This is a genomic window from Kribbella sp. NBC_00662 (assembly GCF_041430295.1).
In the GTDB taxonomy this organism is placed as follows: domain Bacteria; phylum Actinomycetota; class Actinomycetes; order Propionibacteriales; family Kribbellaceae; genus Kribbella.
Genome location: NZ_CP109029.1, coordinates 4269785 through 4292858 on the forward strand (window position 1 = coordinate 4269785; position 23074 = coordinate 4292858).

At 66.8% G+C, this 23074-nt stretch carries 19 protein-coding genes; 8 read left to right on the forward strand and 11 right to left on the reverse strand.

Annotated elements, in window-relative coordinates:
• Positions 1-3 precede the first annotated feature (3 nt).
• The 9 genes from OHA10_RS21525 to OHA10_RS21565 all read right to left on the reverse strand — a co-directional run bounded on the left by OHA10_RS21525 (position 4) and on the right by OHA10_RS21565 (position 15138).
• Positions 4-2673 carry a right-handed parallel beta-helix repeat-containing protein gene (locus OHA10_RS21525; protein ID WP_371400549.1) on the reverse strand — a complete coding sequence of 890 codons (2670 nt, stop codon included), beginning with the start codon at positions 2671-2673 and terminating at the stop codon, positions 4-6.
• A gap of 37 nt (positions 2674-2710) precedes the next feature.
• On the reverse strand, positions 2711-5353 hold the full coding sequence (locus tag OHA10_RS21530) for a glycosyl hydrolase family 28-related protein (protein WP_371400550.1): 2643 nt from the start codon (positions 5351-5353) through the stop codon (positions 2711-2713).
• A gap of 12 nt (positions 5354-5365) precedes the next feature.
• Positions 5366-8062 carry a right-handed parallel beta-helix repeat-containing protein gene (locus OHA10_RS21535; RefSeq protein ID WP_371400551.1) on the reverse strand — a complete coding sequence of 899 codons (2697 nt, stop codon included), beginning with the start codon at positions 8060-8062 and terminating at the stop codon, positions 5366-5368.
• A gap of 76 nt (positions 8063-8138) precedes the next feature.
• The gene (locus OHA10_RS21540; RefSeq protein WP_371400552.1) at positions 8139-8939 is read right to left on the reverse strand and encodes an NAD-dependent epimerase/dehydratase family protein; all 801 of its coding nucleotides are present in this window, start codon (positions 8937-8939) and stop codon (positions 8139-8141) included.
• A complete protein-coding gene (locus tag OHA10_RS21545; RefSeq protein ID WP_371400553.1) occupies positions 8936-10912 on the reverse strand; it encodes a TIM-barrel domain-containing protein in 1977 nt (658 codons plus the stop codon). Before OHA10_RS21545 ends, OHA10_RS21540 begins: the two co-directional genes overlap by 4 nt.
• Before the next feature lie 2 nt (positions 10913-10914).
• Positions 10915-11817 (reverse strand): carbohydrate ABC transporter permease, encoded by a 903-nt coding sequence (locus OHA10_RS21550; RefSeq protein ID WP_371400554.1) that lies wholly within the window; start codon positions 11815-11817, stop codon positions 10915-10917.
• The gene (locus tag OHA10_RS21555) at positions 11814-12755 is read right to left on the reverse strand and encodes a carbohydrate ABC transporter permease (RefSeq protein ID WP_371400555.1); all 942 of its coding nucleotides are present in this window, start codon (positions 12753-12755) and stop codon (positions 11814-11816) included. The genes OHA10_RS21550 and OHA10_RS21555 overlap by 4 nt, the downstream gene beginning before the upstream one ends.
• The gene (locus OHA10_RS21560) at positions 12752-14125 is read right to left on the reverse strand and encodes an ABC transporter substrate-binding protein (RefSeq protein WP_371400556.1); all 1374 of its coding nucleotides are present in this window, start codon (positions 14123-14125) and stop codon (positions 12752-12754) included. Before OHA10_RS21560 ends, OHA10_RS21555 begins: the two co-directional genes overlap by 4 nt.
• Positions 14122-15138 (reverse strand): 2-hydroxyacid dehydrogenase, encoded by a 1017-nt coding sequence (locus tag OHA10_RS21565; protein ID WP_371400557.1) that lies wholly within the window; start codon positions 15136-15138, stop codon positions 14122-14124. The genes OHA10_RS21560 and OHA10_RS21565 overlap by 4 nt, the downstream gene beginning before the upstream one ends.
• A 156-nt stretch (positions 15139-15294) precedes the next feature.
• On the opposite strand from OHA10_RS21565, the gene OHA10_RS21570 reads away from it, so the two are divergent.
• Positions 15295-16047, forward strand: a complete 753-nt coding sequence (locus OHA10_RS21570; protein WP_371400558.1) for a FadR/GntR family transcriptional regulator — start codon at positions 15295-15297, stop codon at positions 16045-16047.
• Positions 16048-16108: 61 nt separating this feature from the next.
• Positions 16109-17476 (forward strand): mycothione reductase, encoded by a 1368-nt coding sequence (locus tag OHA10_RS21575; RefSeq protein WP_371400559.1) that lies wholly within the window; start codon positions 16109-16111, stop codon positions 17474-17476.
• 36 nt (positions 17477-17512) lie between these two features.
• Here OHA10_RS21575 and OHA10_RS21580 read toward each other — a convergent pair whose 3' ends face one another.
• Positions 17513-17944, reverse strand: a complete 432-nt coding sequence (locus OHA10_RS21580; protein ID WP_371400560.1) for a hypothetical protein — start codon at positions 17942-17944, stop codon at positions 17513-17515.
• Between the two features lie 135 nt (positions 17945-18079).
• On the opposite strand from OHA10_RS21580, the gene OHA10_RS21585 reads away from it, so the two are divergent.
• The 5 genes from OHA10_RS21585 to OHA10_RS21605 all read left to right on the forward strand — a co-directional run bounded on the left by OHA10_RS21585 (position 18080) and on the right by OHA10_RS21605 (position 21152).
• The gene (locus OHA10_RS21585; RefSeq protein ID WP_371400561.1) at positions 18080-18775 is read left to right on the forward strand and encodes an ANTAR domain-containing protein; all 696 of its coding nucleotides are present in this window, start codon (positions 18080-18082) and stop codon (positions 18773-18775) included.
• Positions 18776-18855: 80 nt separating this feature from the next.
• Complete coding sequence (locus OHA10_RS21590; RefSeq protein ID WP_371400562.1) at positions 18856-19128, forward strand: GlsB/YeaQ/YmgE family stress response membrane protein; 273 nt, start codon at positions 18856-18858, stop codon at positions 19126-19128.
• 311 nt (positions 19129-19439) lie between these two features.
• Entirely contained in the window at positions 19440-20117 is a 678-nt protein-coding gene (locus tag OHA10_RS21595) for a hypothetical protein (RefSeq protein ID WP_371400563.1), read from the forward strand.
• Between the two features lies 1 nt (position 20118).
• Positions 20119-20544 carry a phage holin family protein gene (locus tag OHA10_RS21600; protein ID WP_371400564.1) on the forward strand — a complete coding sequence of 142 codons (426 nt, stop codon included), beginning with the start codon at positions 20119-20121 and terminating at the stop codon, positions 20542-20544.
• The gene (locus OHA10_RS21605) at positions 20520-21152 is read left to right on the forward strand and encodes a DUF3618 domain-containing protein (RefSeq protein ID WP_371400565.1); all 633 of its coding nucleotides are present in this window, start codon (positions 20520-20522) and stop codon (positions 21150-21152) included. Before OHA10_RS21600 ends, OHA10_RS21605 begins: the two co-directional genes overlap by 25 nt.
• Before the next feature lie 86 nt (positions 21153-21238).
• On the opposite strand, the gene OHA10_RS21610 is transcribed toward OHA10_RS21605, so the two are convergent.
• Positions 21239-21715 (reverse strand): SRPBCC family protein, encoded by a 477-nt coding sequence (locus OHA10_RS21610; protein ID WP_371400566.1) that lies wholly within the window; start codon positions 21713-21715, stop codon positions 21239-21241.
• Between the two features lie 175 nt (positions 21716-21890).
• Between OHA10_RS21610 and OHA10_RS21615 the strand changes: the two genes are divergently transcribed.
• Positions 21891-23063 carry a zinc-dependent alcohol dehydrogenase gene (locus OHA10_RS21615; RefSeq protein ID WP_371400567.1) on the forward strand — a complete coding sequence of 391 codons (1173 nt, stop codon included), beginning with the start codon at positions 21891-21893 and terminating at the stop codon, positions 23061-23063.
• Positions 23064-23074 lie beyond the last annotated feature (11 nt).

Consider the following 23074-nt stretch of genomic DNA (forward strand, 5'->3'; position numbering starts at 1 on the left):
TAGTCAGGCGATGACGAGGTTGGCGATCTTGGCGCGCTGCTCGTCGGTGATCAGGACCTGCTGGCCGCCGACGGCTTGGTAGCTGTTCTGCTGGATCCGGACCGTGTTCAGCTCGCTCATCCGCTCGCTGACCGGAGACTTTCCGCCGACCCAGATGGCAGCCCAGGGTGTGTCGGTGACTTGGTTGCCGGTGATGTTCACGACTCCGTCGGACTGGCCGAGTCCTTCGCGGATGCTGTGGACCGCGATGGCGCCTGGCGTGTAGGTCCCCGCGCCGGAGTTCGTCCTGGTGAGGGTGTTGCCGGTGACATCGACGTCCTTGATGCCGAACAGCCCCCAACCCATCCGGCCGTGTAGGTGGATGCCCGCAAGACAGGTGTCGCTGATGGTGTTGCCGGAGACCGTGATCGCGGTCCCGCCGCTGACGCCTATCCCCGCGCCTTCGATCGATCCGATGACTTCGTTGTGCTCGACGCGGATCTGTTGGGCGTCCCGGTAGATGGTTCCGTTGGTCGAGACGTCGATGCCGTTGTCGCGGGCATTCGCGACGTGGTTGTCCCGGACGTGGACCTGCCGAGATGCGAGGATCGCGATTCCGTCGGTCCCGGCATTCGTGCTGGTCACCTTTTCCACCAGCACCGACCGGCTGGAGTCGACCCGCACTCCAGGCCCGCTACCACCCGTCACCTCGAGCTCGGAGACGACGAACCCGTCGCAGCCCGAGATGTCGATCAATGCTCTGTTGCGGCGCATCGCCGGCCGGGCTTCGAGCTCGATGTGCAGCCGGCTGACCGAGCCGCCGTCGATACCCAGGAAGCGGATCCCGTCGTGCTCAGCGCTGGTCATCACCAGTCGACTACTGCTGCCAGTACCGCGAAGGTGGATGTTGGGCCGGTCCGCGAGCGCGAGGTGGTGCCTGATCCTGGTGTCGCGAAAGCTCTCGTTCTGCGCGTCGGGCTGGAGCCGGTAGGTGCCGGCCGGGATGTCGATGACACCACCCGATCGGGGCAAGCTGCGCGCGGCGGCAACGAAGGCTGGAAGGTCGTTGTGTACTCCGTTGCCCTGTGCCCCGTACGCCCGGACGTTGACGTGGCGGAGGCCTCGCAGGTCGATGGCTGCGGGCTCCTGCCAGGTGTGCTCGTTGCCGGCGAGACGGATGGAGCGGTAGACATCCGTCGTTGTTTCCTGATCGCCGATCCGGTAGCCGGTCAGGTCCCCGGTGGCTTGTGAAGTCCGCCTGGGCGGTCGGCGAACAACGTTGGCCGAGGAGGTCACGTCCTTGATCGCTCCGTCGAGCATGACGGTGGGAAGTTCGCCGCCGATGATCGTGTTGCCCTCGATGGTGAGTCCGGCGATGCTGACCGGCGGTGAGTTGACCGTGGTCACGGCGTTCACGCTGGTGTCGAGAGACGATCTGAGCTCGTTGCCGGAGAGGGTGATCGAGCTGGCCGTGATTCCCTTGTAGTGATCCTGCCCGAACGTGATGTCGCGGTACTCCGAATCGCTGATCCGGTTGCGAGCGATCGTCATCCGGTCGACCGCGTCGACGACGACGAGCGTTCCGCAGTACCCGCCCGTCGTGCGGTTGAGGCCGATGTTGTCCACCCTGTTGTCGAAGCCGGAGCGGACGATGTCGTTGTCGGCGATCACCGCCTCGGTGATGGTGCCGCGAGGGATCGTGGCTGGGTCGCCGGCATCGGTCTGGGGTATGGCGTAGATCGCCGCGGCAACGCTCGACTCGATCCAGTTGTGTTCGATCACCGGCTGGGTTCCGCCGAAGCAGACGCCGCGGCCGCCGGCCACCCTGACAGCTGTGTTGTGCGTGATCCTGACACCGTGCTGGGTGGTGGCTGCCGGCCGTCGGGTTTCGGGGATGTTGGCGTAGGCGTCGTCCAAGCAGTTCTCCACGTAGTTGTACGCCAGGACGGAGTTGGTCGCGTTCTCGAAGTGGAATGCGTCGGCACCGCTGTTGCGCACAGTGGAATCGACGATCCAGGAGTCGACACAGTCGGGTAGCCAGATGCTCGGCTGACCTTGATCGGCCATCACGTCGATCAGCTGCACCCGCTGCGGGGCCCGCATGAGCAGTGCGGTCGAGCTGTTGGTGTGGCGGATCGCGACGTGCGGGCTCCATTGGAAGGCGAGGCTGCGGATGCTCGAGTCCGCCGCCGTCAGTTCCCAGCCGTTGCCGCCGCCAGGTGTTCCGGGCACGGTCATCGAGAATCGTTCGAAGCAGATCATCGAGACTTCGCCGTCGCCGACGAAGTGGATGTTGCTGATCTTCTTGAACCAGTAGTCGAGGGTCGGAGCCGTCGGGGGCGCGAACCGGTAGCGACCGGCCGGTACGTAGACCACACCTCCTGCGGCGCCGAGTGCGGCGACGGCCGCGTCGAAGGCGGCCCGGTCGTTGGCGATGCCGTCGCCGACGGCGCCGTGCGCTCGAACATTTGCCACTGGCATCGATGCGTAGTCGATCCGCGGCATGCCCTCGAGGCCGGGTCGCTCGTAGAACGAGTCGGGCAGGTTGCGGATGGTTCCCTCGGGCGTCACATTGCTCTCGGTGACAACCGGCGCCGCGACAGCCGGCCGGCCGGAATGTACTGCGAGCGCACCGACTGCCGCGGTAGCGATACCCGCGTTCAAGATCGTGCGGCGGGACAGTTCTGCTGACATCGTGACTTCCTCAGCTGATGGTGAGACGGGTGACAGGTCAGGCCGTGATCAGGTTGACGATCTTGGCGCGTTGGTCGTCGCGGATCAGGAGGTTGCTGCCGGCAACGTTGGTGAAGACGTTGCCGGTGACGGTGAGGGTGTTGATCTGGGAGAGCATCTTGCCGATCGGGGACTGGCCGCCGACCCAGACGCCGGAGTACGGCGCGTCCTGGATCGTGTTGCCGGTGATCGAGAAGAAGCCTTCGGTCGTGCCCGCGGACTCGCGGATGCTGTTGACGGAGATGGCGCCGGGCGTGACGCACAGCGCACCGGTGCAGGCGCGGGTGACGGTGTTGCCGGTGATGTCGGCGCTGTACATCGGGAACTCGGGGGAGCGGCCCCAGAGATAGATCCCGGCCTGGCACGTGTCGGAGATCGTGTTGCCGGCCACGCGGACCGACGTACCGCTGCTGACCAGGATGCCGCCGCCCTCGGCCGAGCCGCTGACGGTGTTGCCCTCGACCCGGACGAACTGCGCGTCGCGCATGATCGAGGCAACGTAGCCGACCTGGATGCCGCCGTCGCGGTTGTCGGTCGCCGTGCAGCCGACGACGTACACCTGCCGGCTGCCCTCGACGTCGATGCCGTACATGTTCGCGTCGATCGTCGTGATCCCTTCGACCCGGACTCCGGTCGACGTGTCGATGAGGAGGTTCGATCCGCTGGCGCCACGCAGGGTCAGGTCAGTGACCGAGCTGTCGCGTACACCGGTGAGTTCGACGAGCGATCTGTTGTGCCGAAGCTCAGGCCGGCTCGGCAGCGTGACCGCGAGGTTTGAGACCGAGCAGCCGGTTCCGCCGATGACCCGGATGCCCTGGTGATCCGGACTGGTCAGGACGATCTCGGAGCCGGTGCCCGCTCCGAGCAGGTGGATGTTGTCGCGTTCCGCGATCGCGAAGTGGTGCTCGATCCGGGTGTCGCGGAAGGTCGAGTGCCGGCCGTCCGGGCGGAGCAGGTAGCGACCTTCGGGAACGAAGACGACGCCACCCTCTCCAGGCAGGCTGTCGAGCGCCGCGCGGAAGGCTGCCGTGTCGTCGTGACGTCCGTCGCCGCGTGCTCCGAAGCGCCGTACGTTGGCGACACGCAGCCCGCGGGTGGAGCGGACGGTCGGCTCGCGCCAGACGGTCTCGCTCGGCTCGGCACGTCGTGCGCCGTACGGATCGTCGTACGTGCCCGGGGCGACCTTGAACCCGGTGAAGTCACCGTCGACAGTGCCGGTGATCTCCGGTGCATGTGTGACGACGTTGCGGCTGGTGCTCGTGCCGGTTGTCGATCCCGCGATCGAGGCGCCCGGGCCGGGCGATACGACCCGGTTCCGGTCGACCGTGAATCCGTCGACGGTCGTACCGGGACTGACGCGCAGTCCGTTGCCGCCACCGCCGAGCAGTTCGTTGCCGGAGATGGTGACCGAGGTGGCCTGGACGGGGAGCCAGTTGTCGATGCCGACGGTGATGTCGTTGTTCTCCGAGCCCCGGATGCTGTTGTTGGTGATGGTCAGCGACTGGACCTTGTCGATGATCGCGATCGTGCCGTGCCAGCCGCCGCCCGGCGACAGGATGCGGTTGTCGGGCCGCATCTCCAGGTTGCCGCGGACCAGGACGTTGTCGTCGATGACCGCGTCGATCAGGGTCGCGGGGTTGGTCGTGGTGATGTCCGAGAACAGGCTGCAGCCGACGACGCTCTCGATCCAGTTGTGCGCGACGGTCTGCTTGGAGCCGCCCAGCGTCATTCCGCGGCCGTAGCACATGCTGATCAGCGTGTTGTGTTCGAAGCGGACGTTGGAGATCGCAGTACTGTCCGGATAGGTCACGCTGTTGTGCCAGTTGGCGATGCCGTCGTCGCCGATGTACTCCGCCCAGTTGTACGCCGCCACGCAGTCGTTGGCGCCGCCGAAGTTGTACGCGTCCGAGCCGCCGTTGCGCAGGGTGTTGCCGACCATCCAGCAGTCGCGGGCGTTCGGCAGCAACAAACCTGGCTGGCAATGGTCGACCGTCACTCGAAGGAGCTGGACCGATTGTGGTGCCCGGATGATCAGCGCGGTGGCGGTCGCGTTGTGCCGCATCATGTTGAGCGGCGCCCATTGGAAGGCGAGATCGCGCAGCGAGACGTTGACCGCGGTCTGGAACTGCCACGCAGCGCCGGACGGGTACGGCGGTGCCTCGGTCGTGTTGCCGGTCATGGCCGGGCGGTGGAACAGCAGGACACTGGTCTCGCCTTCACCGACGAAGTGGACGTCGCGGATGTCCTGCTGGAACCACCAGTTGTTGCTCGGCAGCGGTGGCGGCGGGAACAGGTAGCGGCCGGACGGGATGTAGACGATGCCTCCGCCCTGGGCCCGGATCGCGGCGAGGGCCTGGTTGAAGGCGGCAACGTCCGACGTACTCCCGTCGCCGACGGCGCCGTAGTCGCGGACGTTGGCGACCGGCAGGCTCGCGTAGTCGATCCGGGGCATGCCTTCGAGACCGGGGCGACGGTAGAACGCGTCGGGGAGGTTGCGGATGGTGCCGCTCGGGGTCAGGTTGCTCGGCGCTGAGCCGGCCGGCGCGGCGAACGCTGAGCTGCCGTGGATCGCGAGCGCGCCGACCGCCGCGGTGGCGAGGCCGGCGTTGAGGAACGTGCGGCGGGACAGATCTGTAGACATGGTTGCTCCCGGCTACGAGACGGTGAGATGAGGGATCAGGGCCTGCTGCTCGGTGGTCATCAGCACGTTGCTGCCGGCAACAGAGGTGTAGGTGTTGCCGCTGATGGTGAGCGTGTCGAGCTCGGACAGGTAGCGGACGAGCTGTCCACTGGTCCAGTGCACGCGGGTGACCGGGCACTCGCCCCCGACCCAGATCCCCGAGTACGGCGCGGTGTCGATCGTGTTGCCGGTGATGGTGACCGTGGATCCGTCGGTCGTACCGGCGCCCTCGCGGATGCTGTGGACTCCGATCGCTCCCGGCGTGTAGCACAGCGGCCCGGCGCAGGCGTTGGTCACGGTGTTGCCGGTGACGTCGACGCTGTAGATGGGGAAGGCAGGGTTGCGGCCGACGAGATAGATGCCGGACTGCGCGGTGTTGCTGACCTCGTTGTCGCTGATGGTCACGTTGGCGCCGCTGCTGACGCTGATGCCGCCGCTCTCGGCGGTGCCGTCGACCGTGTTGTCGTGGATTCGTACGTACTGCGATTCGCGGTAGATGACGCCGTTCCAGCCGAGGTGGATGCCGGCGTCGCGGCTGTCGGTGGCCGTACAGCCGTACAGCTCGACCTGCCGGCTGGACTCGAGCTGGAGGCCGTGGTTGTTCGCGTTCTGGCTGGTCACGTTGTTGACAAGGATCTTGCGGCTGGAGTCGACCAGCAGGTTCGATCCGCCGGAGTCGACGAGTGTCGTGTTGGTGATCGAGCAGGTCTGGGCGCCGGAGAAGTTGAGCAGCGCGCGGCAATGCCGCAGGGAGGGCTTGTTGGCGGACTTGAGGCTGAGTTTGACGCCGTCGACCGAGCTGTTGGTGCAGTTCACGAACCGGATGCCGTGGTGGTCAGCGCTGGTGAAGATCAGCTCCGAGCTCGGGCCCTGGCCTTTGACGAAGATCTTGTTCTTGTCGAGGATTCCGAAGTGGTGCTGGATCTTCGTGTTGGGATATCCGGCTCGGGACGCGACCGGGTTGATCAGGTACTGGCCGGACGGGATCCAGAGGATGCCGCCGTCGGCCGGGTCGGCGTACAGGGCATCGAGGGCGGCGTAGAACGCGGGACCGTCGTCGTGGACGCCGTCGCCGACCGCGCCGTAGTCGCGGACGTTGAAGGAACCGAGGCCGGTGGTCGACGGGACGACCGGTTGGTCCCATGCCGTCTCGTTCGCCGCCGCGCGGATCGTTGCGTACGTGTCGACGAAAGTGGGTTGCGTGCTCACGACGGTGAAGCCGGTGAAGGCCGGACTGACCGAGCCGCCGGTGTCGACTTGGGTTGCCGCGGTGACGTTGTTGCGGCTGCTGGATGCCGTGGTGACGGTGCCGCCGATCGACACCGATGGTCCACCGTTGCCCAGGATCGCGTTGTCGTGGATGTCGAGGCCGTCGATCGTCGAGGTCGGGCGCATCCTGATCCCGGCGCTGCCGGCCCGGCTCATCGTGTTGCCGCCGATGTCGATGCCGGTGGCGGTGATCGTCCGCCACCCGTCGATGCCGAGCGTCACGTCGTACTGCTCGGACCCGAGGATCGTGTTTCCCGAGATCTCGAGGTCGTCGACCAGGTCGTGTACGGCGATCGCGCCGTGGAAGCCGGAGCTGCCGGTGCGTGAGCGGTTGTCGGCACGCATCTCGAAGTTGCTGCGGATCAGCGTGTTGCCGCTGACGACGGCGCCCCGCAGTACGGCGTTGGGCCGGTTGGCGATGTCGGTCTGGTCGATGTCGCTGAAGATGCCCGACGCGGTTGCGGTCTCGACCCAGTTGCCGATCAGCGAGTGATTGGTTCCGCCAATGGTCAGTCCACGGCCGCCGGCGACTCCGATCGCGGTGTTCGACTGGAACAGGACGTTGCTGAAGGCAGCGCTGTCGGGGTTGGTGCCGGTGTTCATGAAGTTCGCGAAGCCGTCGTCGGTGATGTTCTCCGCCCAGTTGTAGGCGGCGACGGAATCGTTGGCATCCCCAAGATTGAAGGCGTCCGAGGCGCTGTTGCGGATCACGCTGTCGACGATGTAGCAGTCGGTGCCGTCGGGCATGATGATGCCGGGCTGGCAGTGGTCGACGGAGACCCTGAGGATCTGCACCGAGGTCGGTCGACGGCACAGCAGGCCGGTTCCCGTGATGCAGTGCCTGGTCATGATGTACGGCGTCCACTGGAACGCCAGGTCGCGCACGGAGACGTTCGTCGCGTCGTCGAATTCCCAGCCCTGGCCGGCGTCCCGGACGTTGGCGGTGTTGCCGTTCGACGGGAGGGCGTCTCGTTGGAAAACGAGGACCGAGGCGTCGCCCTCGCCGACGAAGTGGATGTTGTTCAACTTCGCGGTGCCGCCACGGATCCACCAACTGGTGGCTCCGGCGGCCGGTGCAGGGAAGGTATAGCGTCCGGGCGGCACGTAGACGATGCCGCCCGTCGTACCCAGCGCGGCGATCGCGGCGTTGAACGCGGCCACCGTACTCGTCGGGTGCGTCCCGTCGGAGTAGGCGCCGTGATCGGTGACGGACTCGACGGCCATCGTCGAGTACTGGATCTGGGTCATTCCGGTGAGACCGGTGCGGTTGTAGAACGACGCCGGGAGGTTCGATACGACGCCGTTCTGCAGGTTGCCGATCGGGGTTTCGGCGCGTGCGGTGGTGGTGCGGCCGAGGAAGGTGAAGCCGGCCGTGGCGAGGGCGGTGGTGCTCAAGAACATGCGGCGGCTCATCGAAGAGGGCATGGCGGAACTCCCTGGGTGATGACTGACCTGGGATGAAGTGAGTGCTCGGCGTTCAGGCGGACGTGGGCGTCCAGCCGAGAAGCGATCGGGCCTTGCTGCAGTTCACGAGTGTGGAGCGGGGTGTAGTGCCGTCGTGCCAGGGGATGTCGGGATAGTCCCTGGCCAGAACGCTGTCGAGCTGATGCCCGCCCCAGAGATCGTCAGCGGCGAGCAAGGCTGTGTGGAATCCGGTGAGATCCGCACTGAGAGCGAGTCGTACGGCCTGTACGACATCGCGGATGTCGACGTACGCGTAGAGGTCACTGGAACCCGGCCCGACGCGGGCTGGGTCGGCGGGATGGATGACGTAGGTGGGACGGAGGCTGATCACGGTCGCGTTCTCACGATCGGCGAACTGGCGGCAGGCCTCTTCGGCGAGATGTTTGGACAGCTGGTACGGCGAGATCGGCGTATGCGGATGTTCGTCGTCGACCGGCAGGTACGCCGGGGTGCCAGGGCCGACGCAGCCGAGTGCGTTGATGCTCGAGAGGTGGACGACCCGACGTACCGCTGACCGGGCAGCTGCGAGAAGGAGGGTGCAGGTGCCGGCCACGTTGATGTCGTACGTGTCGTGCTCGTGACCCTTGCGATCGCTCGCGAGACCACCACAGTGCACGATGGCGTCGACGCCGTACAGAGCAGCCGTCATCGCCTCGAGGTCCCGCACGTCGCCGATCAGTTGCTGGTAGGGGGGCGTGGTTCGGGTGGGCACCACATCGACTGCTGTCACGGTCAGGCCGGCCCGGTGCAGGTCATCGCAGACCGCTGTGCCGATCGCGCCGCGCCCGCCGGTGACGACCACGTGCCCGGTCACCGAAGCACCTTGCTGATCACGTCGGCGACGTCCGCCCCGTCACGGATGAAGAAGCCTGCCCGGTTCAGCGGTACGTCGACCGTGATCCACCGGCCGCCGGAGTGGACGACCGAGGTCCAGGGATCGATCCACTTCGCGTTACCCGGCAGCCAGACCTGGCGTGCGCGAGCCTGATACTCGAGGACCGGAGCCGCGAGGATGTCCGGTCCGCAGAGGAACTGGTCCTCGACAGTCCAGGACTCTTCCTGGTCGGGATAGTCGAAGAACAGCGGTCGCATCAGGGGCTGACCGGCTGCGAGCTGCGTGGACAGGTACGGGCGGATCGCCTCGCGCAGGTGCAGCACCGGGACGATCGCGTCGTACGCCTCCTCGCCGAACGACCAGACCTCATTAGGGGCCCCGCGCAACAGTTCGTCCGGCAGGTCCGGCCGCCGGTGGCCGTGCAGGCGGAAGAGCGGGGTGAAGACCTGGAACTGGAACCAGCGGACGATCAGTTCGCGCAACTCCGGGTCGTCGTTGCCGACCCAGGTGACGAACCCGCCGATGTCCGCGCTCCACCACGGCATGCCGCTGAGACCGGCGTTCAACCCGGCCGGCACCACGGCCCGGAGCGCGTCGAAGCTCGCGTCGATATCGCCGGCCCAGATCGCGGTGCTGTACTTCGCGGTTCCGGCCCAGGCCGAGCGGCTGAACAGGAAGCCCTCCTCTTCGCCCGCTTCGGTCAGCCCCTCATGGAAGGCCTGCGCGTTCCAATGGGGGTACAGGCCGGCGACGGCCACTCCCGGTCCGGCGTGATAGCGCCACTGGGCCGGGTCGGGCGCGACGAGTTCCGGTTCGCAGGCGTCGAGCCAGAAGACTCGGATGCCGAGGTCGTAGTACCCGGCCTTGGCCTGCTCCCAGATGAAGCGACGCGCGTCCGGGTTGCTCGGATCGTAGTAGTGCAGGAAGGCGGGTCCGTCGGTGCCGGCGTCGACGAACCGCGAGGCGATGGAGAGTTCATCGCTGCGCAGTAGCAGGCCTTCTTCGCGCATCTTGGCGAAGTTCGGGCTCTGCTCGCTGACGGTCGGCCAGATCGAGACCATGACTTCGACACCCAGCTCACGGAGTTCGGCAACCATGCCCGCGGGGTCCGGCCAGCGGTCCTCGTCGAATCTCCAGTCGCCGTGATGCTTCCAGTGCAGGAAGTCGATGACGATCACCGACAGCGGCAGACCGCGGTCCAGGTGCTCGTGTACGACGTCCATCAGCTCCTGCTGATTGTCGTACCGCAGTCGCGACTGCCAGAACCCGGTCGCCCACGAGGGGATGGTCGGCGAATGACCGGTCAGGTCGGCGTACCGGCCGAGCACGTCCGGGATGGTCTCGGCGCGAACGATCCAGTAGTCGAGCTCGGTTGCTCCGTCGGCAATCCATCGTGTGTGGTTGTGGCCCAGCTCGACCCGGCCGGCGCCGGGGTTGTTCCAGAGCAGGCCGTATCCCCGGCTGGACACGAGGAAGGGGATGGCGATCTCGGCGTTCTGCTGGACGAGATCGATCACGCAGCCCTTCTGGTCGAGCTTGCCGTGGCGGTGCTGGCCCAGTCCGTAGAAGCGTTCGCCGTCGTACGCGCGGAACGTCGCGGTGATCCTGTTCAGGTCGCCGCCTGCGACCGGCCGGAGATGCCTGGGTGGGACGCTCTGCAGCCACTGCTCGCGTTCGCCGAGGAGCTCCAGACCGGAGCCGGAGTCGACGAACGTGATGGTGCCTCGTCGGTCAACGGTCGCGCGCAGTCGGCCGTTGGTGATGGTCGAGCTGCCGTCCTCGGCCCGCTCGATCTCGGTGACGCCACCAGGGCTCACCGGCTCGAGCGCGCCCGGCTTCTCGCCGACCCGGATTCGTCCGTAGGCACTTCGGACTCGAAGCGCATCGGGTCCCCAGGCCTCGATCCGGGTGACCTGTCCGTGGCCGCGGATCTCCAGTACGTCGTCGTCCACGATCAACCTTTCAGTCCGCTGAATCCGATGCCCCGGACAACCTGGCGCTGGAAGATGATGAAGGCCAGCAGGGGAGGGAGCGTGGAGATCAGCATTCCGGCGATGAGCATCGCCTGGTCGGAGTAGGTGGCCAGCCGCGGCAAGGCGACTGAAAGGGGCTGCTTGCTGGGATCGGTCATGGCGACCAGCGGCCAGAGGAAGTTCTTCCACTCGGCCATCAGCGACAGCAGCGCGACGACGGCGATCATCGGGCGGGACAGTGGGAGAACCAGGCTCCAGAAGATCCGCACCGGTCCGGCACCGTCGACCTGAGCCGCGTCGAACAGTTCGTGCGGCAGCGCGTCGAAGAACTGCTTGGCCACCAGGATGTTGAACGCGTGGGCGCCGGCCGGCAGCCAGATCGCCAGCGGGGTGTTGGCGATCGACACACCGAGTCCGGGGATGTGGATGACGGTCAGGTAGAGCGCGACGAGCGAGACCGTTCCCGGGATGAACAGGGTGGCCAGGATCGCGGCGTACACCACGTTGCTGAACTTCGGTCTGAGCACGGACAGCGCGAAGCCGGCGGTGGTCGCGACGAAGACCTGTATCAGACAGGAGCCGGTCGCGTAGATGACCGTGTTGAGGAGGTAGTGGCCGACCTGGAGCTCGTTCCAGGCGTTGGAGAGGTTGCTCCAGCGAAGGGCGGACGGCAAGGCCTTGAGCGGGTGTCCGATCAGATCTTGAGTGTCGGACAGTGCGCCCTTGATCAACCACCAGATCGGGACCAGACCGGCGAGGGCGACCCCGAGCATGAGGACCGCCTGGGTGAGACGGACGCCCCAGCGGGTGATCGGGTCGGAGTAGTCGGCCGGTGAGATCAGTCCGCGCGTGCTGACCTCGGGTGCGCGGCGAGTTGTGGTCATGCTTTGCTCCACCGCCTCGTCAGTCGTAGGTAGACCGCCGACAGGACGGCCAGGACCAGGGCCAGCAGGACGCTGAGGGCGGCGGCCGAGCCGAAGTCGCCGCTCACGAAGGCGTTTCGGTAGATGAGGTAGAGAACGGTCACGGTGGAGTTCTCGGGTCCGCCGTCCGTCATGACGAAGGGCTCGGTGAAGATCTGGAGGGTGCCGATGATCTGCAGAAGCAGCAGGACGAGCATCAGACCGCGCAGTTGCGGCAGGGTCACGTGCCAGATGCGGCGCCGGATCGACGCGCCGTCGACTTCGGCTGCCTCGTAGAGCTCGGTCGGCACCGCGGACAGCGCAGCGAGATACAGCAGGACCGTGCCGCCGGCGCCCTCCCACACGATCAGGAGGACGAGGCTCGGTAGAGCGCCGGATGTCGTCTGCAACCAGGAGAGCGGGCCGAGTCCTATGTGCCCCAGCGCGGCGTTGAAAAGGCCGTGGTCCGGGTCGTAGAAGAACTTCCACAGCAGCACCGAGACCACCGGCGGGATGACGACCGGGAGATAGACGAGCACCCGGAACACGCCACCCCAGCGGCGCAGTTCCGACATCGCCAGCGCCAGCAGGACCGGGAGCGGGAAACCGATGGCGACACCCAACGCCCCGAACTTCAGGGTGTTGAGTACGGCGGTCGCCAGCAGCGGATCGTCGAGGACATGCCGGAAGTTCTCCAGGCCCACCCACCTGGCCGGATCGACGAGGTTCGTCTCCTGGATGCTGAGGGCGAGGCCGCGGAGGATCGGCCACCAGGAGAAGTACCCGAACGAGAGCAACGCGGGCAGCAGGAACACCAGGCCCCACCAGCCGAAGCGGTTCGCTCGCCGTGTCCGTGGCGCGGGGACGGCCGGCCCAGGTTCGGCGGTCGTTGCCGAACCTGGGAGCGTGGTCAAGGTCATCGCTGTCCTTGCTCGACGATGGTCTGCGCGTTCTTCTGGGCGGTGCCGAGCACGGTGGCCGGATCGGCGTCCTGACGAGTCAGCACAGCTTGTACGGCGGTGTCGAGCGCGGCGTACAGCAGTTGCGCCGCAACCGGCGGTTCGGGCTTGTACTGCAGCGCCGCGGTCCCGCTCACGAACGGCGCGAAGTTCTTCAGATCGACGGTGACATAGGGCTTGATCGCAGTGGAGATCTCTTGCTGGACCGCCGTGTTGAACAGCGCCACCGTCGGCACGCCGACCGGGATACCCGAGGCCTTGTTGGACTTCGCGCGGGCCACCGCGGCATCGGCGTCGTACTGCGGACGCAGGTAGTAGAAGTCCGTCCACTTCATGATGGCGGCCTTCTGCTCGGCCGTCGCGCGCGGGTTGGCCATCACGACCTGCCCGCCGACGAGCGTGGCGTTGCCGCCGTCCTGCGGATACACCGCGGCGCCGAACGCCTTCGGATCGCCCTTGTACTGGTTGATGTAGCTCGCGTAGTACCCCGGATCGGCAACGATCATCGCGAACTTGCCGGCCGCGAAGCCGCTGTTGACGTCGTCGTACCCGAGCAACTGGTTGGTGCCCATCGACTTGTCCTGCCAGCGCATGCTCTTGAGCAGCTCGAGCTGGGCCTGGGTCTGCGGATTGTCGACACCGGCCGCGAACTTGCCGGCCTGCTCGTTCTCCATCGCGCCGCCACGTGAGTACGTCGCCGCCGTCAGATGCCAGCCGCCGTTGTTCTTCACGGTCATCTCGGCGAAACCGACCACGCCAGTGCGCTCGGTGATCTGCTTGGCGTCGGCCCGGAGTTCGGCCCAGGTCGTCGGCGGCTTGTCCGGGTTCAGGCCGGCTTTGGTGAAGATCGTCCGGTTGTAGGCGAGCCCGAGCGCGTACTGACTGGTCGGGACGCCGAACAGCTTGCCGCTGGCATCTTTCACGTTCTGCAGCACCCGCGGGTCGAACTTCGAGTACGTCGGCAGGTCCTTCGCGGCATCGCTGAGATCGGCGACCTGGTGCCGAGCGATCAGGCCGGCCGGTTCGGTCAGCGGGACGAGCAGCATCGTCGGAGCAGATCCGCCGGCCAGCTGGGTCACGTACGACGTGGCGTCGAACGCGGCGTCGGTGGTCTCGATCTTGATCGACGGATTCTCCTTCTCGAAGGCCGCGACCTGGTCCTGATAGGCCTTGCGCGCTTCGGCCTTGGTCGTCGGGGGGATGCCCATGACCGTGATCTTGGTGACGCCGTCGGTGCCGGCCTCCGGTTGGGACGAGCAGGCTGCAACGACCGATGCGGTCAGGCCTACCGAGATCGCGACCGCGGCTATGCGGGTTCGCCTTCGGGTCATCGGATTCCTCCTGTGGGGCATGCTGATGGTGCAGGGGTCTTGGTCGGCCGGCGGAACACGACGTTGCGCAGGCTCGTTCCGTCTCGGAGCGCGCGGATGTTCGCAGCGACGTCGAGCATCCGCCGTTCGAAGACGTCGCTGGTCACACCCGAGGTGTGCGGCGTCATCAGTACGTTCGGCAGATCGCCGAAGGGAAGGCGTGACGGCCGGGCGTCGGCGCCGGTCGTCGGGTAGTTCCACCACACGTCGATCGCGGCGCCGGCGATCCGGCCGTCGACCAGCGCCTGGTACAGCGCGCGCTCGTCGATCACCGGTCCGCGGGCGACGTTGATCAGGAAGGCGGATCGCTTCATCCGGGCGAGCATCCGCGCATCGAGCAGCCCTCGCGTCTGCTCCGCGAGTGGCACAGTCACGACCACGACATCGCTTTCGGCGAGCAGGCGAGCCGTGTCCTGAGGCCCACCGAGCCAGTCGACCGCAGCGGCCGGGGTCGCGGGGTTTCGCCGTACGGCGATGACGCGCATCCCGAGTGCGTGGCAGAGCTCGGCGACGTGGGTGCCGATCTCGCCGTACCCGATCAGTCCGACCGTCTTGCCGGCAAGGGATTCGTGGACCGGGGCGGCGGAGTCCTGAAAGACAGACCGCCAATGTCCGCCGCGGAGCGCGCGATCCTCGACGAGTAGCTGCCGGGACAGCGCGAGGGCAGCCATCACGCAGTACTCCGCGATCGCCCGACCGTGATGGAAGGTGTTCGCCACCACCGTGCCGGGTCGCAAGTGGTCCAGCGCGATGCCTTCATAGCCGGCTCCGGCGACCTGGACGAGCCGCAGCGAGCCGGCCCTCGAAGCGAGCTCGGCCGGCAGCTTCGAACCGACGAACACGTCGGCCTTGGCGAGCCAGCTGTGCCAGTCGTCAGCACTCCGAGCGCATTTGAGCAGGACGCCAGGGCCGACCGACGCTGCCAGTTGCCCGGCCAGCCGAACCTGCATCGGATCGACCACCACGACCTGCATCGCGCCTCCCCAGATGACGGCTTTGAACTGATTAAGCAGATTAAACTGAGTAGACACGCAGCTGTCAACGGCTCGAAACAGAGGTCTTGTAGGCCTCGACCGGTCGACAAGGTAAGGTCTAGTCTGACTATTCAGCCTATTTCTGGGAGTTGCCGAATGCGTGGACGAGAAATGGCGCACCCAGGGCGACATCACGACCGCGTCGTCGAGGTGGTCGGACGCGCCATCGTCACGGGCCGCTACCGCGAAGGGGAGTCGGTGTCGCCCGAACGGCTCGCGGAGGAGTTCGGTGTCTCCCGCCCGGTCATCAGGGAGGCCTTCCGCGCCCTGCAGGGCAAGGGCCTGCTGGTGGCACGCCCGAAGGTCGGCACGCGAGTGTCCGACCCGCGGACCTGGAACTACCTCGATCCGCAGGTCATCACCTGGCGCCTCGAGAGCGACCGGCGTACCGAGCAGGTAGACGAGCTGTACTCCGTCCGGCTCGCGGTCGAGCCGGTCGCGGCCCGGATGGCCGCCTTACGGTCGAAGCCCGCCGACGTCGCGCAGCTGACCCACGCGATCGACACCATGTATGCCGCGTTGGACCAGCGCGATCTGCATACCTTCGTCTCCGCCGACGTCGAGTTCCACGTCGCGCTGCTCGACCTGTCCGGCAGCAAGATGTTCGAGTGCCTCAGCAGCGTGATCGCGACCGCGGTCCGCACTCGCGAGACGCTGGTCTTCCCGGTCGTCGAGGCGATGCGACGGGGTCTCGCGCTCCACCGCCAGCTGGTCCAGGACATCATGACCGGAGCACCCGAGCTGGAGACCACCTCCCGCCGACTCATCGTCGACGCCCACGAGGAAGCCAACCGAGCCCTCGGCGTCTGGGGCTCCGGTACCGACACCCAAGTCCCCAGTGAGTTGTAGCCGCAGGTCTGGAGAAATGGCGCACCAACGGGCCGAGGTCAGGCGCGTCTAGACTCCGGAGATGCGGCATCACGACGTGGTTGTCATCGGGGCCGGGTCCGGGAACATGGTTGTCGGGGATGCCTTTGCCGGGCTGGATGTCGCCGTTGTGGAGGAGCGTCGGTTCGGTGGGACCTGTTTGAACTTCGGGTGCATCCCGTCCAAGATGCTTGCCTATGCGGCCGAGGTCGCAGACACCGTACGGAGCGCGGGGCGGTACGACGTCGACGCCGAGCTGCTGGGATTGCGCTGGACCGAGCTCCGGGACCGCGTCTTCGCGCGGATCGACGCAGACGAGGCGCAGGGCCGCGCTGGTCGCGAGGAGAGCGACTTCGTGACGGTGTATCCGGGTCACGCGCGCTTCCTCGGGCCTTCCAGGTTGCAGATCGAGCTGGGTGCCGAGTCGGTCTCGGTGGAAGCGGATCAGATCGTGATCGCGGCCGGCGGCCGTCCGGTGGTACCGCCGCCCGTTGCGGCGTCGGGTCTGCCGTACGAGACGTCGGACACGATCATGCGGATCGCGACTCCGCCGCGGCGGCTGGCAATCCTCGGGGGTGGCTACATCGCGGCGGAGTTCGCGCACGTCTTCGCTGCTGCGGGCAGCGAGATCATCGTCATCGAGCAAGCAGACCAGTTGCTGGGACCGCAGGACGAATCGGTGGCGCAGGCGTACACCGAGCTGGCCCGGCATCGTTTCGAGCTGCATCTTGGTCGCGAACTGACCGAGCTGGAAGGCGAACCCGGCTCACTGCGGCTGCGGCTCGACGACGGTACGACGCTGACCGCCGAGACTCTCCTGGTCGCCGCGGGCCGTACGCCGAACTCGGACAAGCTGGATCTGGACGCGGCCGGGATCAGCACGCACGACGACGGACGCATCGTGGTGGACGAGTGCCAGCGCACCGAGGTCGACGGCGTCTACGCGCTGGGTGACATCTGTTCGCCGTACCCGCTCAAGCATGTCGCGAATCGGGAGGCCGAGGTGGTCGCACACAATCTGCGTCATCCCGACGATCTGTGTGCGACTGACCACGGCGTCGTACCGGCGGCTGTGTTCACCGATCCGCAGGTCGCGTCGGTCGGTTCGACCGAGCAGGACCTTCGGGATGCGGGAAGCGATTATGTTGCCGCCAGCACCCGGTTCGCCGATGTCGCGTACGGGTGGGCGATGGAGGACACGACCGGCTTCTGCAAGCTGCTCGCAGACCGTGCCACAGGCCGCCTGCTCGGCGCCCACATCATGGGTCCGCAGGCGGCGACGCTGATCCAGCCGCTCGTCGTGGCGATGGCGTTCGACATCGATACCAAGGCCCTCGCCGGGCGCCCGTATTGGATCCACCCGGCCCTCACCGAGGTCGTGAAGGAGACCCTGCGCCAACTCCCGGCTTGATGCGACCCGCCGGTGCTGTACGACGGCGCGGCAAGGTCAGTCGCTGGACGTCTCGTCCAGCGCTGCTCGTGACCGCACCGCATCCGCCTGGTCGGGGGCGGCCGATTCGTCGTGCTGGTCGAGCTTGCGCCGGTAGAAGTCGTAGGCGGCCTGCCTGCTCATGCCAAGGGCGGCGCCGACCTGGCTCCAACTGGAGCCCTCCTCGCGGGCTTGACGCATCAGGTGCCACCGGGCAGCCGTCAACAGCTCCACGACCCGCCTGCTTGCCCGCAGCGCCTCCAGCCCGGTGACGCCCGGCAGATCCGCCAATGCGTTCACCAGCACCGCGACCGGACGGCCTGCTGCTTGCTCCTGCTCGATCCCGCGCTCATACAACTCCCGCTGATCGCTGACCCGCAACACCTCGAGCAGCTCTTCCAGGCCCCTGGCATCTGCAGCGTCGGGAGCCTTTTGCCTGTCGCCACTCACAACGTCAAGATAGCTTGACACTAGATCAGCGTCAAGCTAGCTTGACAATATGGGCATCATCGTTTCACCTCCGGGCACGGCTCGGTCCTGCACCACCACCGAGAAGTCGCCTTCACCAGCCCGGAGGGACTCCAGATGACCATGATCGATCTGACCGGCAGTGGCGCGGCCGAACGGTTCGCCCAGCTCGCGCTCGACCTGCACGATTCCGACGGGGTGGAAGAGACCGTCGGCGCCGTCGTGCAGTTCGCCCTCCAGGCCCTCGACTGCTCTCATGCCGGCGTCGCGCTGGTTCTCAGTGGCGGGCAACTGCAGGTTCCTGCGGTCACCGACCCGGTCGTCGCAGAGATCTACGCGTTGCAGGTCGGTGGCGGCCAGGGCCCGTTGGCGGAGTCGATGCGCGGGCACTCGGTTGTCCTCGTCCGCGACACCGCCTCGGACGACCGTTGGCCGGAGTGGGCCGGCAAGGTCCTCGAGCTCGGTGTGCGCAGCGTTCTGGACATGCCGTTGACCACCGCGGCCGGCACGGTCGGGGTGCTGGGCCTGTACAGCACGGGGCTGGATGCCTTCGGCCCTGACGAAGAAGCGATCGCCCACATCCTCGCCCGGCATGCCTCGGTCGCCGTCGCCAGCGCCCGGCAGGAATACAGCCTGGCCCAGGCAGTCGACGCCCGCAAACTCGTGGGCCAGGCAATGGGCATCCTGATGGAGCGCTACAACCTCGACGGCGACCAGGCCTTCGCCGTACTGCGCCGCTACTCCCAGGACACCAACACGAAGTTGCACACCGTCGCACTCCAACTGATCGAGACCCGCAAGCTACCCGACTGATCGTTTGTGGCTTGGGCACCGGTGGGGTCGCCGCGGTACATCACCTCGGCGATTCGGGGCTACACAAGAGGGACGGAACCATGGAAATCATCGGAGTCATCGTCGCCGGCATCATCATCGGCCTACTCGGAAAGTTCGTCGCTCCGGGCAACAAGGACAACATCCCGATCTGGCTGACCATCCTGTGCGGAATCGGCGGGGTCATCATCGGGTGGTTCGTCTACACCGCGTTCGGCGGTAACGGCAGCTCGGGCGTCGACTGGGTGCGTTGGCTCGTGGCCATCGTGATCTCCGCCGTTCTGGTCGTCATCGCATCCACACTGACCGGTCGGAACACCTCCGCGCGAGGCTGACCCACAGCAAACCTCCTGGCCCCCTCGAGCCCTTGACGGCTCGAGGGGGCCAGCTGTCTGACCTGACCAACCCGCCCGAGCTTCTGTCGCAGTTCTGCTCCGCGTGTTTGGCGGCGGGGTACCGGTCGGTTGATCTTCGTGGTGGTACGGCAGTGTGCCATTTCGGTAAGTCCTTGTTGCGAGGCAGGAATGTTGCGCCCGCCGGCCAGACCAGGCCGTCCCTACCGTGTTTGGGTGTCGCCGTCGTCGTGCGGCGGGTGGGGCGTGGTGTCTCGTGACGTCAGTTAATTGCTCCTGGAAGGAGCTGTCACATGTCGTATACGACGAATCAACGGTCGAGTGCAGAGAACCCACCCACGGATGGGGTGGCCGAGACCGCCCGGGATCAGGCCGGGCAGCTGAAGGAGACCTCGGCCGACGCCGCTCGCGAGGTCGCGGGAACGGTCAAGGAGAAGGTGTCGGACGTGACGTCGGACGTCCGTACGGAGACCCGGCGGCTGGCGAGCCAGACCCGACAGGAACTTGCCGGGCAAGCGAGTCAGCAGAAGGATCGTGCCGCTACTGGTCTTCGGTCGGTGAGCGACGAGCTGCGCGGTATGGCCGAGCACGGCCAATCAGGTCTGGGCGCTCAACTCGCACGCCAGGGCGCCGACCTCACCGATCAGGCCGCGGATTTCCTGCAGCAGCACGAACCGGCCGACCTCCTGGACGAGGTCCGCGGGTTCGCGCGCCGCAAGCCGGGCACGTTCCTGCTGATCGCCGCCGCGGCCGGTGTCGTTGCCGGTCGCCTCACCCGCGCCATGGCAGCAGGCGGCACCAGCGGGACGACCAGCAGCGGTACGCCGACCGGCAACGGATCGCCGTACAACGGATCGCCGGGTGGCAACGGAGTGTCAGAGCCAGTCTCCGACGAGTATCTGGTCCCGCCGCCTGCGGCGCCGATGGGTATGCCGGTCATGCCGCCGCGCGCGCCGGGATCGGAGTGGTGACATGACGTTGGACGGGTCACCGCCGGGTAGTAGTCCGCAGCGGCTGTCGATGGATGAGTCGGTGGGTCAGCTGGTCTCCCAACTGACCACCGATCTGGGCCAGCTGACCCGCCAGGAGCTCGCGCTGGCCAAGGCGGAGCTCGAGGCGGAGGCGAAGAAGGCCGGCAAGGGCGCCGGGATGCTCGGCGGTGCGGCGTTGGCGGGCTGGATGGTCGCCCTCTTCCTGTCTTTGACGGTGATGTGGGCTCTTGACGAGGTCATGGATCTGATCTGGGCGGCGTTGATCGTCGCGGTCGTCTGGGCGGTCGTGGCCGTGGTCCTCGCGATGTCGGGACGCAAGGAACTGCAGGAAGTCAACCCGAAACCCGACCAGACGGTCGAATCACTCAAGGAGGACGCGAAATGGCTGAAGACCCGGAACAGCTGAAGCGCAACATCGAGCAAACGCGGCGCGACGTCGGCCGCGATGTCGATGCTTTGACCGAGAAGGTCAGCCCAGGTCGCGTCGTCGGCCGGCGGGTCGATCGGGCCCGCGGAGGTGTCCACCGATTGAAGGAGCACGTGATGGGCTCGGCCGAGTCGATGGGCGGATCCCTGAGCGATACAGCGGGTTCGGCTGTGTCGACCATGCAGGATGCCGGCAGCAAGGTCGGTGACGCGGTCGGTTCAGCCCCCGACATGGCTCGGTCACGCACGCGCGGTACGCCGCTGGCAGCCGGCCTGGTCGCCTTCGCGGCCGGATGGGTCGCAGCCGCTGCGGTTCCGGCGTCGACGCGGGAACGTGCCCTCGCCGAGGACACCAAGGACCTGGCGATGCAGGCTGCCGGCCCGGTCAAGGAGCAGGCCGCCCAGGTGGCCCACGAGGTGAAGGACAACCTCCACGAGCCCGCGCAAGAAGCGGTCGAGAACGTCAAGCAGTCCGCTTCCCAGGCAGCGACCGAGGTGGCCGACGAAACCCGCTCACAGGCCCAGCAGGTCGCCGGCGACGCGAAGGATTCAGCGGACAACGTCCGGCAGGCCGGTTCCTCGAGCTGATGACCGACGGCCGGGCGTTCCGGGACTCGTTGCCGACAAAGTAACGAAGATCCCGGCGTCCGGCCGCCGGTAGTCGCGCCGCGAGATCACTCAGGGACTGCGGGCCCGCCTACCCGAGATGTCGTCTCGAGTGAGGACTTGATGGTGTCGAGGACGCGTTGGAGCTCTTCGTCGGTGTTGCTGTCCGCGGCGTGGGCGGTGTCGAGGCGGACGGTCAGTTTCGAGGTGCCGTCGGCAACGAAGTCGACGTCCAGCTCCCCGTGATAGTCGTGTTCGCCGGGCGAGCCCCAGCGGAGGCTGCGGTTCTCTTCGACGACCTCGATCCAGGCGTCACTGTGGACCTCGCGTCCTGACGGCACCTCGGCCGTCACTTCGACCTCTTCGTGTACCGCCTGCTTGGGACGCCGTGCTTCCATTCCCTGTGCTTCGTCAGGTCTGGGGTCGGTCCGGTGTACGTCGCGCAGTCGCGGCAGGTACTCGGGCAGGTTGTCCAGGTCGGACAGATAGTCGAACAGGATGTTCGGCGCGACATCCACCGTCGTCCATGCCTCATGGTGTGCCATCGGTACTCCTGCTGTTCGTGGTGTTGCGTGCGGCGGGTGCGGTTCCGGTGCTACTGGTCTGAACACCGGAACCTCGACTGCCTGGTCGCGCGCGATCAGGTACCCGTACGGACCCTGTGCCCCTGCTGAACCCCACAAGCATGGTTGGTCGCAGGTGACGCGGGTACCGGGCGACATGAAAGCATTGACATGGCAGGGCAAACGCAAGATCGAGTACTCCGATGTGCCGGACCCGGTGATCCAGGAGCCGACCGACGCGATCATCGAGATCACCTCCACCGGGATCTGCGGGTCGGACCTGCACCTGTACGAGGTGATGGGTCCGTATCTGCAATCCGGTGACGTGCTGGGGCACGAACCGATGGGCATCGTGGTCGAGACCGGTGCGAACGTGCCCAACCTGAAGGCGGGGGACCGGGTGGTCGTCCCGTTCGGGATCGCGTGCGGCAGTTGCTTCATGTGCGACCGCGGCCTGCAGTCGCAGTGTGAGACCACTCAAGTGCGCAAAGAGGGCATGGGCGCGGCGCTCTTCGGCTACACGCGGCTGTACGGGCAGGTTCCGGGTGGCCAGGCGGAGTACCTGCGGGTGCCGCAGGCGCAGTACGGCCCGATCGTCGTACCGGCAGGGCCGGCCGATGATCGCTTCGTGCTCTTGTCGGACGTACTGCCGACGGCCTGGCAGGCAGTCGAGTACGCCGCGGTGCCGGACGGTGGGACGTTGGCCGTGATCGGGCTGGGTCCCATCGGCGACATGGCCGCCAGGATCGGTCTGCATCGCGGTTACCGGGTGATCGGCATCGATCTGGTTCCCGAGCGGCTCAGCCGGGCGCAGGCGCGCGGGGTCGAGGTCGTCGGGTACTCCGATGACACCGCCGACCACGTGCGCGAGCTGACGAACGGCCGTGGTCCGGACTCGGTGATCGACGCCGTCGGGATGGAGGCGCACGGGTCTCCGAAGGCGCAGGCCGCCCACAAGCTTGTCGGGCTGCTGCCCGACGGTGTGGCGGAGAAGATGATGGAGACGGTCGGTGTGGACCGGCTGGCGGCGTTCTACCTGGCGATCGAGATGGTCCGCCGCGGCGGCACGATCTCGTTGAGCGGTGTGTACGGCGGGGCCGCCGATCCGCTGCCGATGCTGACGATGTTCGACAAGCAGCTCCAGCTGCGGATGGGCCAGGGCAATGTGCGTCGCTGGGTGGACGACATCCTGCCGCTGCTGACCGATGACGATCCGCTCGGCGTCGACAGCTTCGCCACCCATCGGATGCCGTTGTCCGAGGGGCCTGCGGCGTACGCGATGTTCCAGAAGAAGCAGGACGGCGTCGTGAAGGTGCTGTTGACACCGTGACCCGCGTCGTC

Excerpts from the sequence above, each read along its gene's own strand:
- OHA10_RS21605 (WP_371400565.1), top strand. The coding sequence starts at position 20,520 with ATGGCTGAAGACCCGGAACAGCTGAAGCGCAACATCGAGCAAACGCGG.
- OHA10_RS21555 (WP_371400555.1), bottom strand. The coding sequence starts at position 12,755 with ATGACCTTGACCACGCTCCCAGGTTCGGCAACGACCGCCGAACCTGGG.
- OHA10_RS21590 (WP_371400562.1), top strand. The coding sequence starts at position 18,856 with ATGGAAATCATCGGAGTCATCGTCGCCGGCATCATCATCGGCCTACTC.
- OHA10_RS21570 (WP_371400558.1), top strand. The coding sequence starts at position 15,295 with ATGCGTGGACGAGAAATGGCGCACCCAGGGCGACATCACGACCGCGTC.
- OHA10_RS21565 (WP_371400557.1), bottom strand. The coding sequence starts at position 15,138 with ATGCAGGTCGTGGTGGTCGATCCGATGCAGGTTCGGCTGGCCGGGCAA.
- OHA10_RS21525 (WP_371400549.1), bottom strand. The coding sequence starts at position 2,673 with ATGTCAGCAGAACTGTCCCGCCGCACGATCTTGAACGCGGGTATCGCT.
- OHA10_RS21550 (WP_371400554.1), bottom strand. The coding sequence starts at position 11,817 with ATGACCACAACTCGCCGCGCACCCGAGGTCAGCACGCGCGGACTGATC.
- OHA10_RS21585 (WP_371400561.1), top strand. The coding sequence starts at position 18,080 with ATGACCATGATCGATCTGACCGGCAGTGGCGCGGCCGAACGGTTCGCC.
- OHA10_RS21595 (WP_371400563.1), top strand. The coding sequence starts at position 19,440 with ATGTCGTATACGACGAATCAACGGTCGAGTGCAGAGAACCCACCCACG.
- OHA10_RS21575 (WP_371400559.1), top strand. The coding sequence starts at position 16,109 with ATGCGGCATCACGACGTGGTTGTCATCGGGGCCGGGTCCGGGAACATG.
- OHA10_RS21610 (WP_371400566.1), bottom strand. The coding sequence starts at position 21,715 with ATGGCACACCATGAGGCATGGACGACGGTGGATGTCGCGCCGAACATC.
- OHA10_RS21615 (WP_371400567.1), top strand. The coding sequence starts at position 21,891 with ATGAAAGCATTGACATGGCAGGGCAAACGCAAGATCGAGTACTCCGAT.
- OHA10_RS21535 (WP_371400551.1), bottom strand. The coding sequence starts at position 8,062 with ATGTTCTTGAGCACCACCGCCCTCGCCACGGCCGGCTTCACCTTCCTC.
- OHA10_RS21560 (WP_371400556.1), bottom strand. The coding sequence starts at position 14,125 with ATGACCCGAAGGCGAACCCGCATAGCCGCGGTCGCGATCTCGGTAGGC.
- OHA10_RS21530 (WP_371400550.1), bottom strand. The coding sequence starts at position 5,353 with ATGTCTACAGATCTGTCCCGCCGCACGTTCCTCAACGCCGGCCTCGCC.
- OHA10_RS21600 (WP_371400564.1), top strand. The coding sequence starts at position 20,119 with ATGACGTTGGACGGGTCACCGCCGGGTAGTAGTCCGCAGCGGCTGTCG.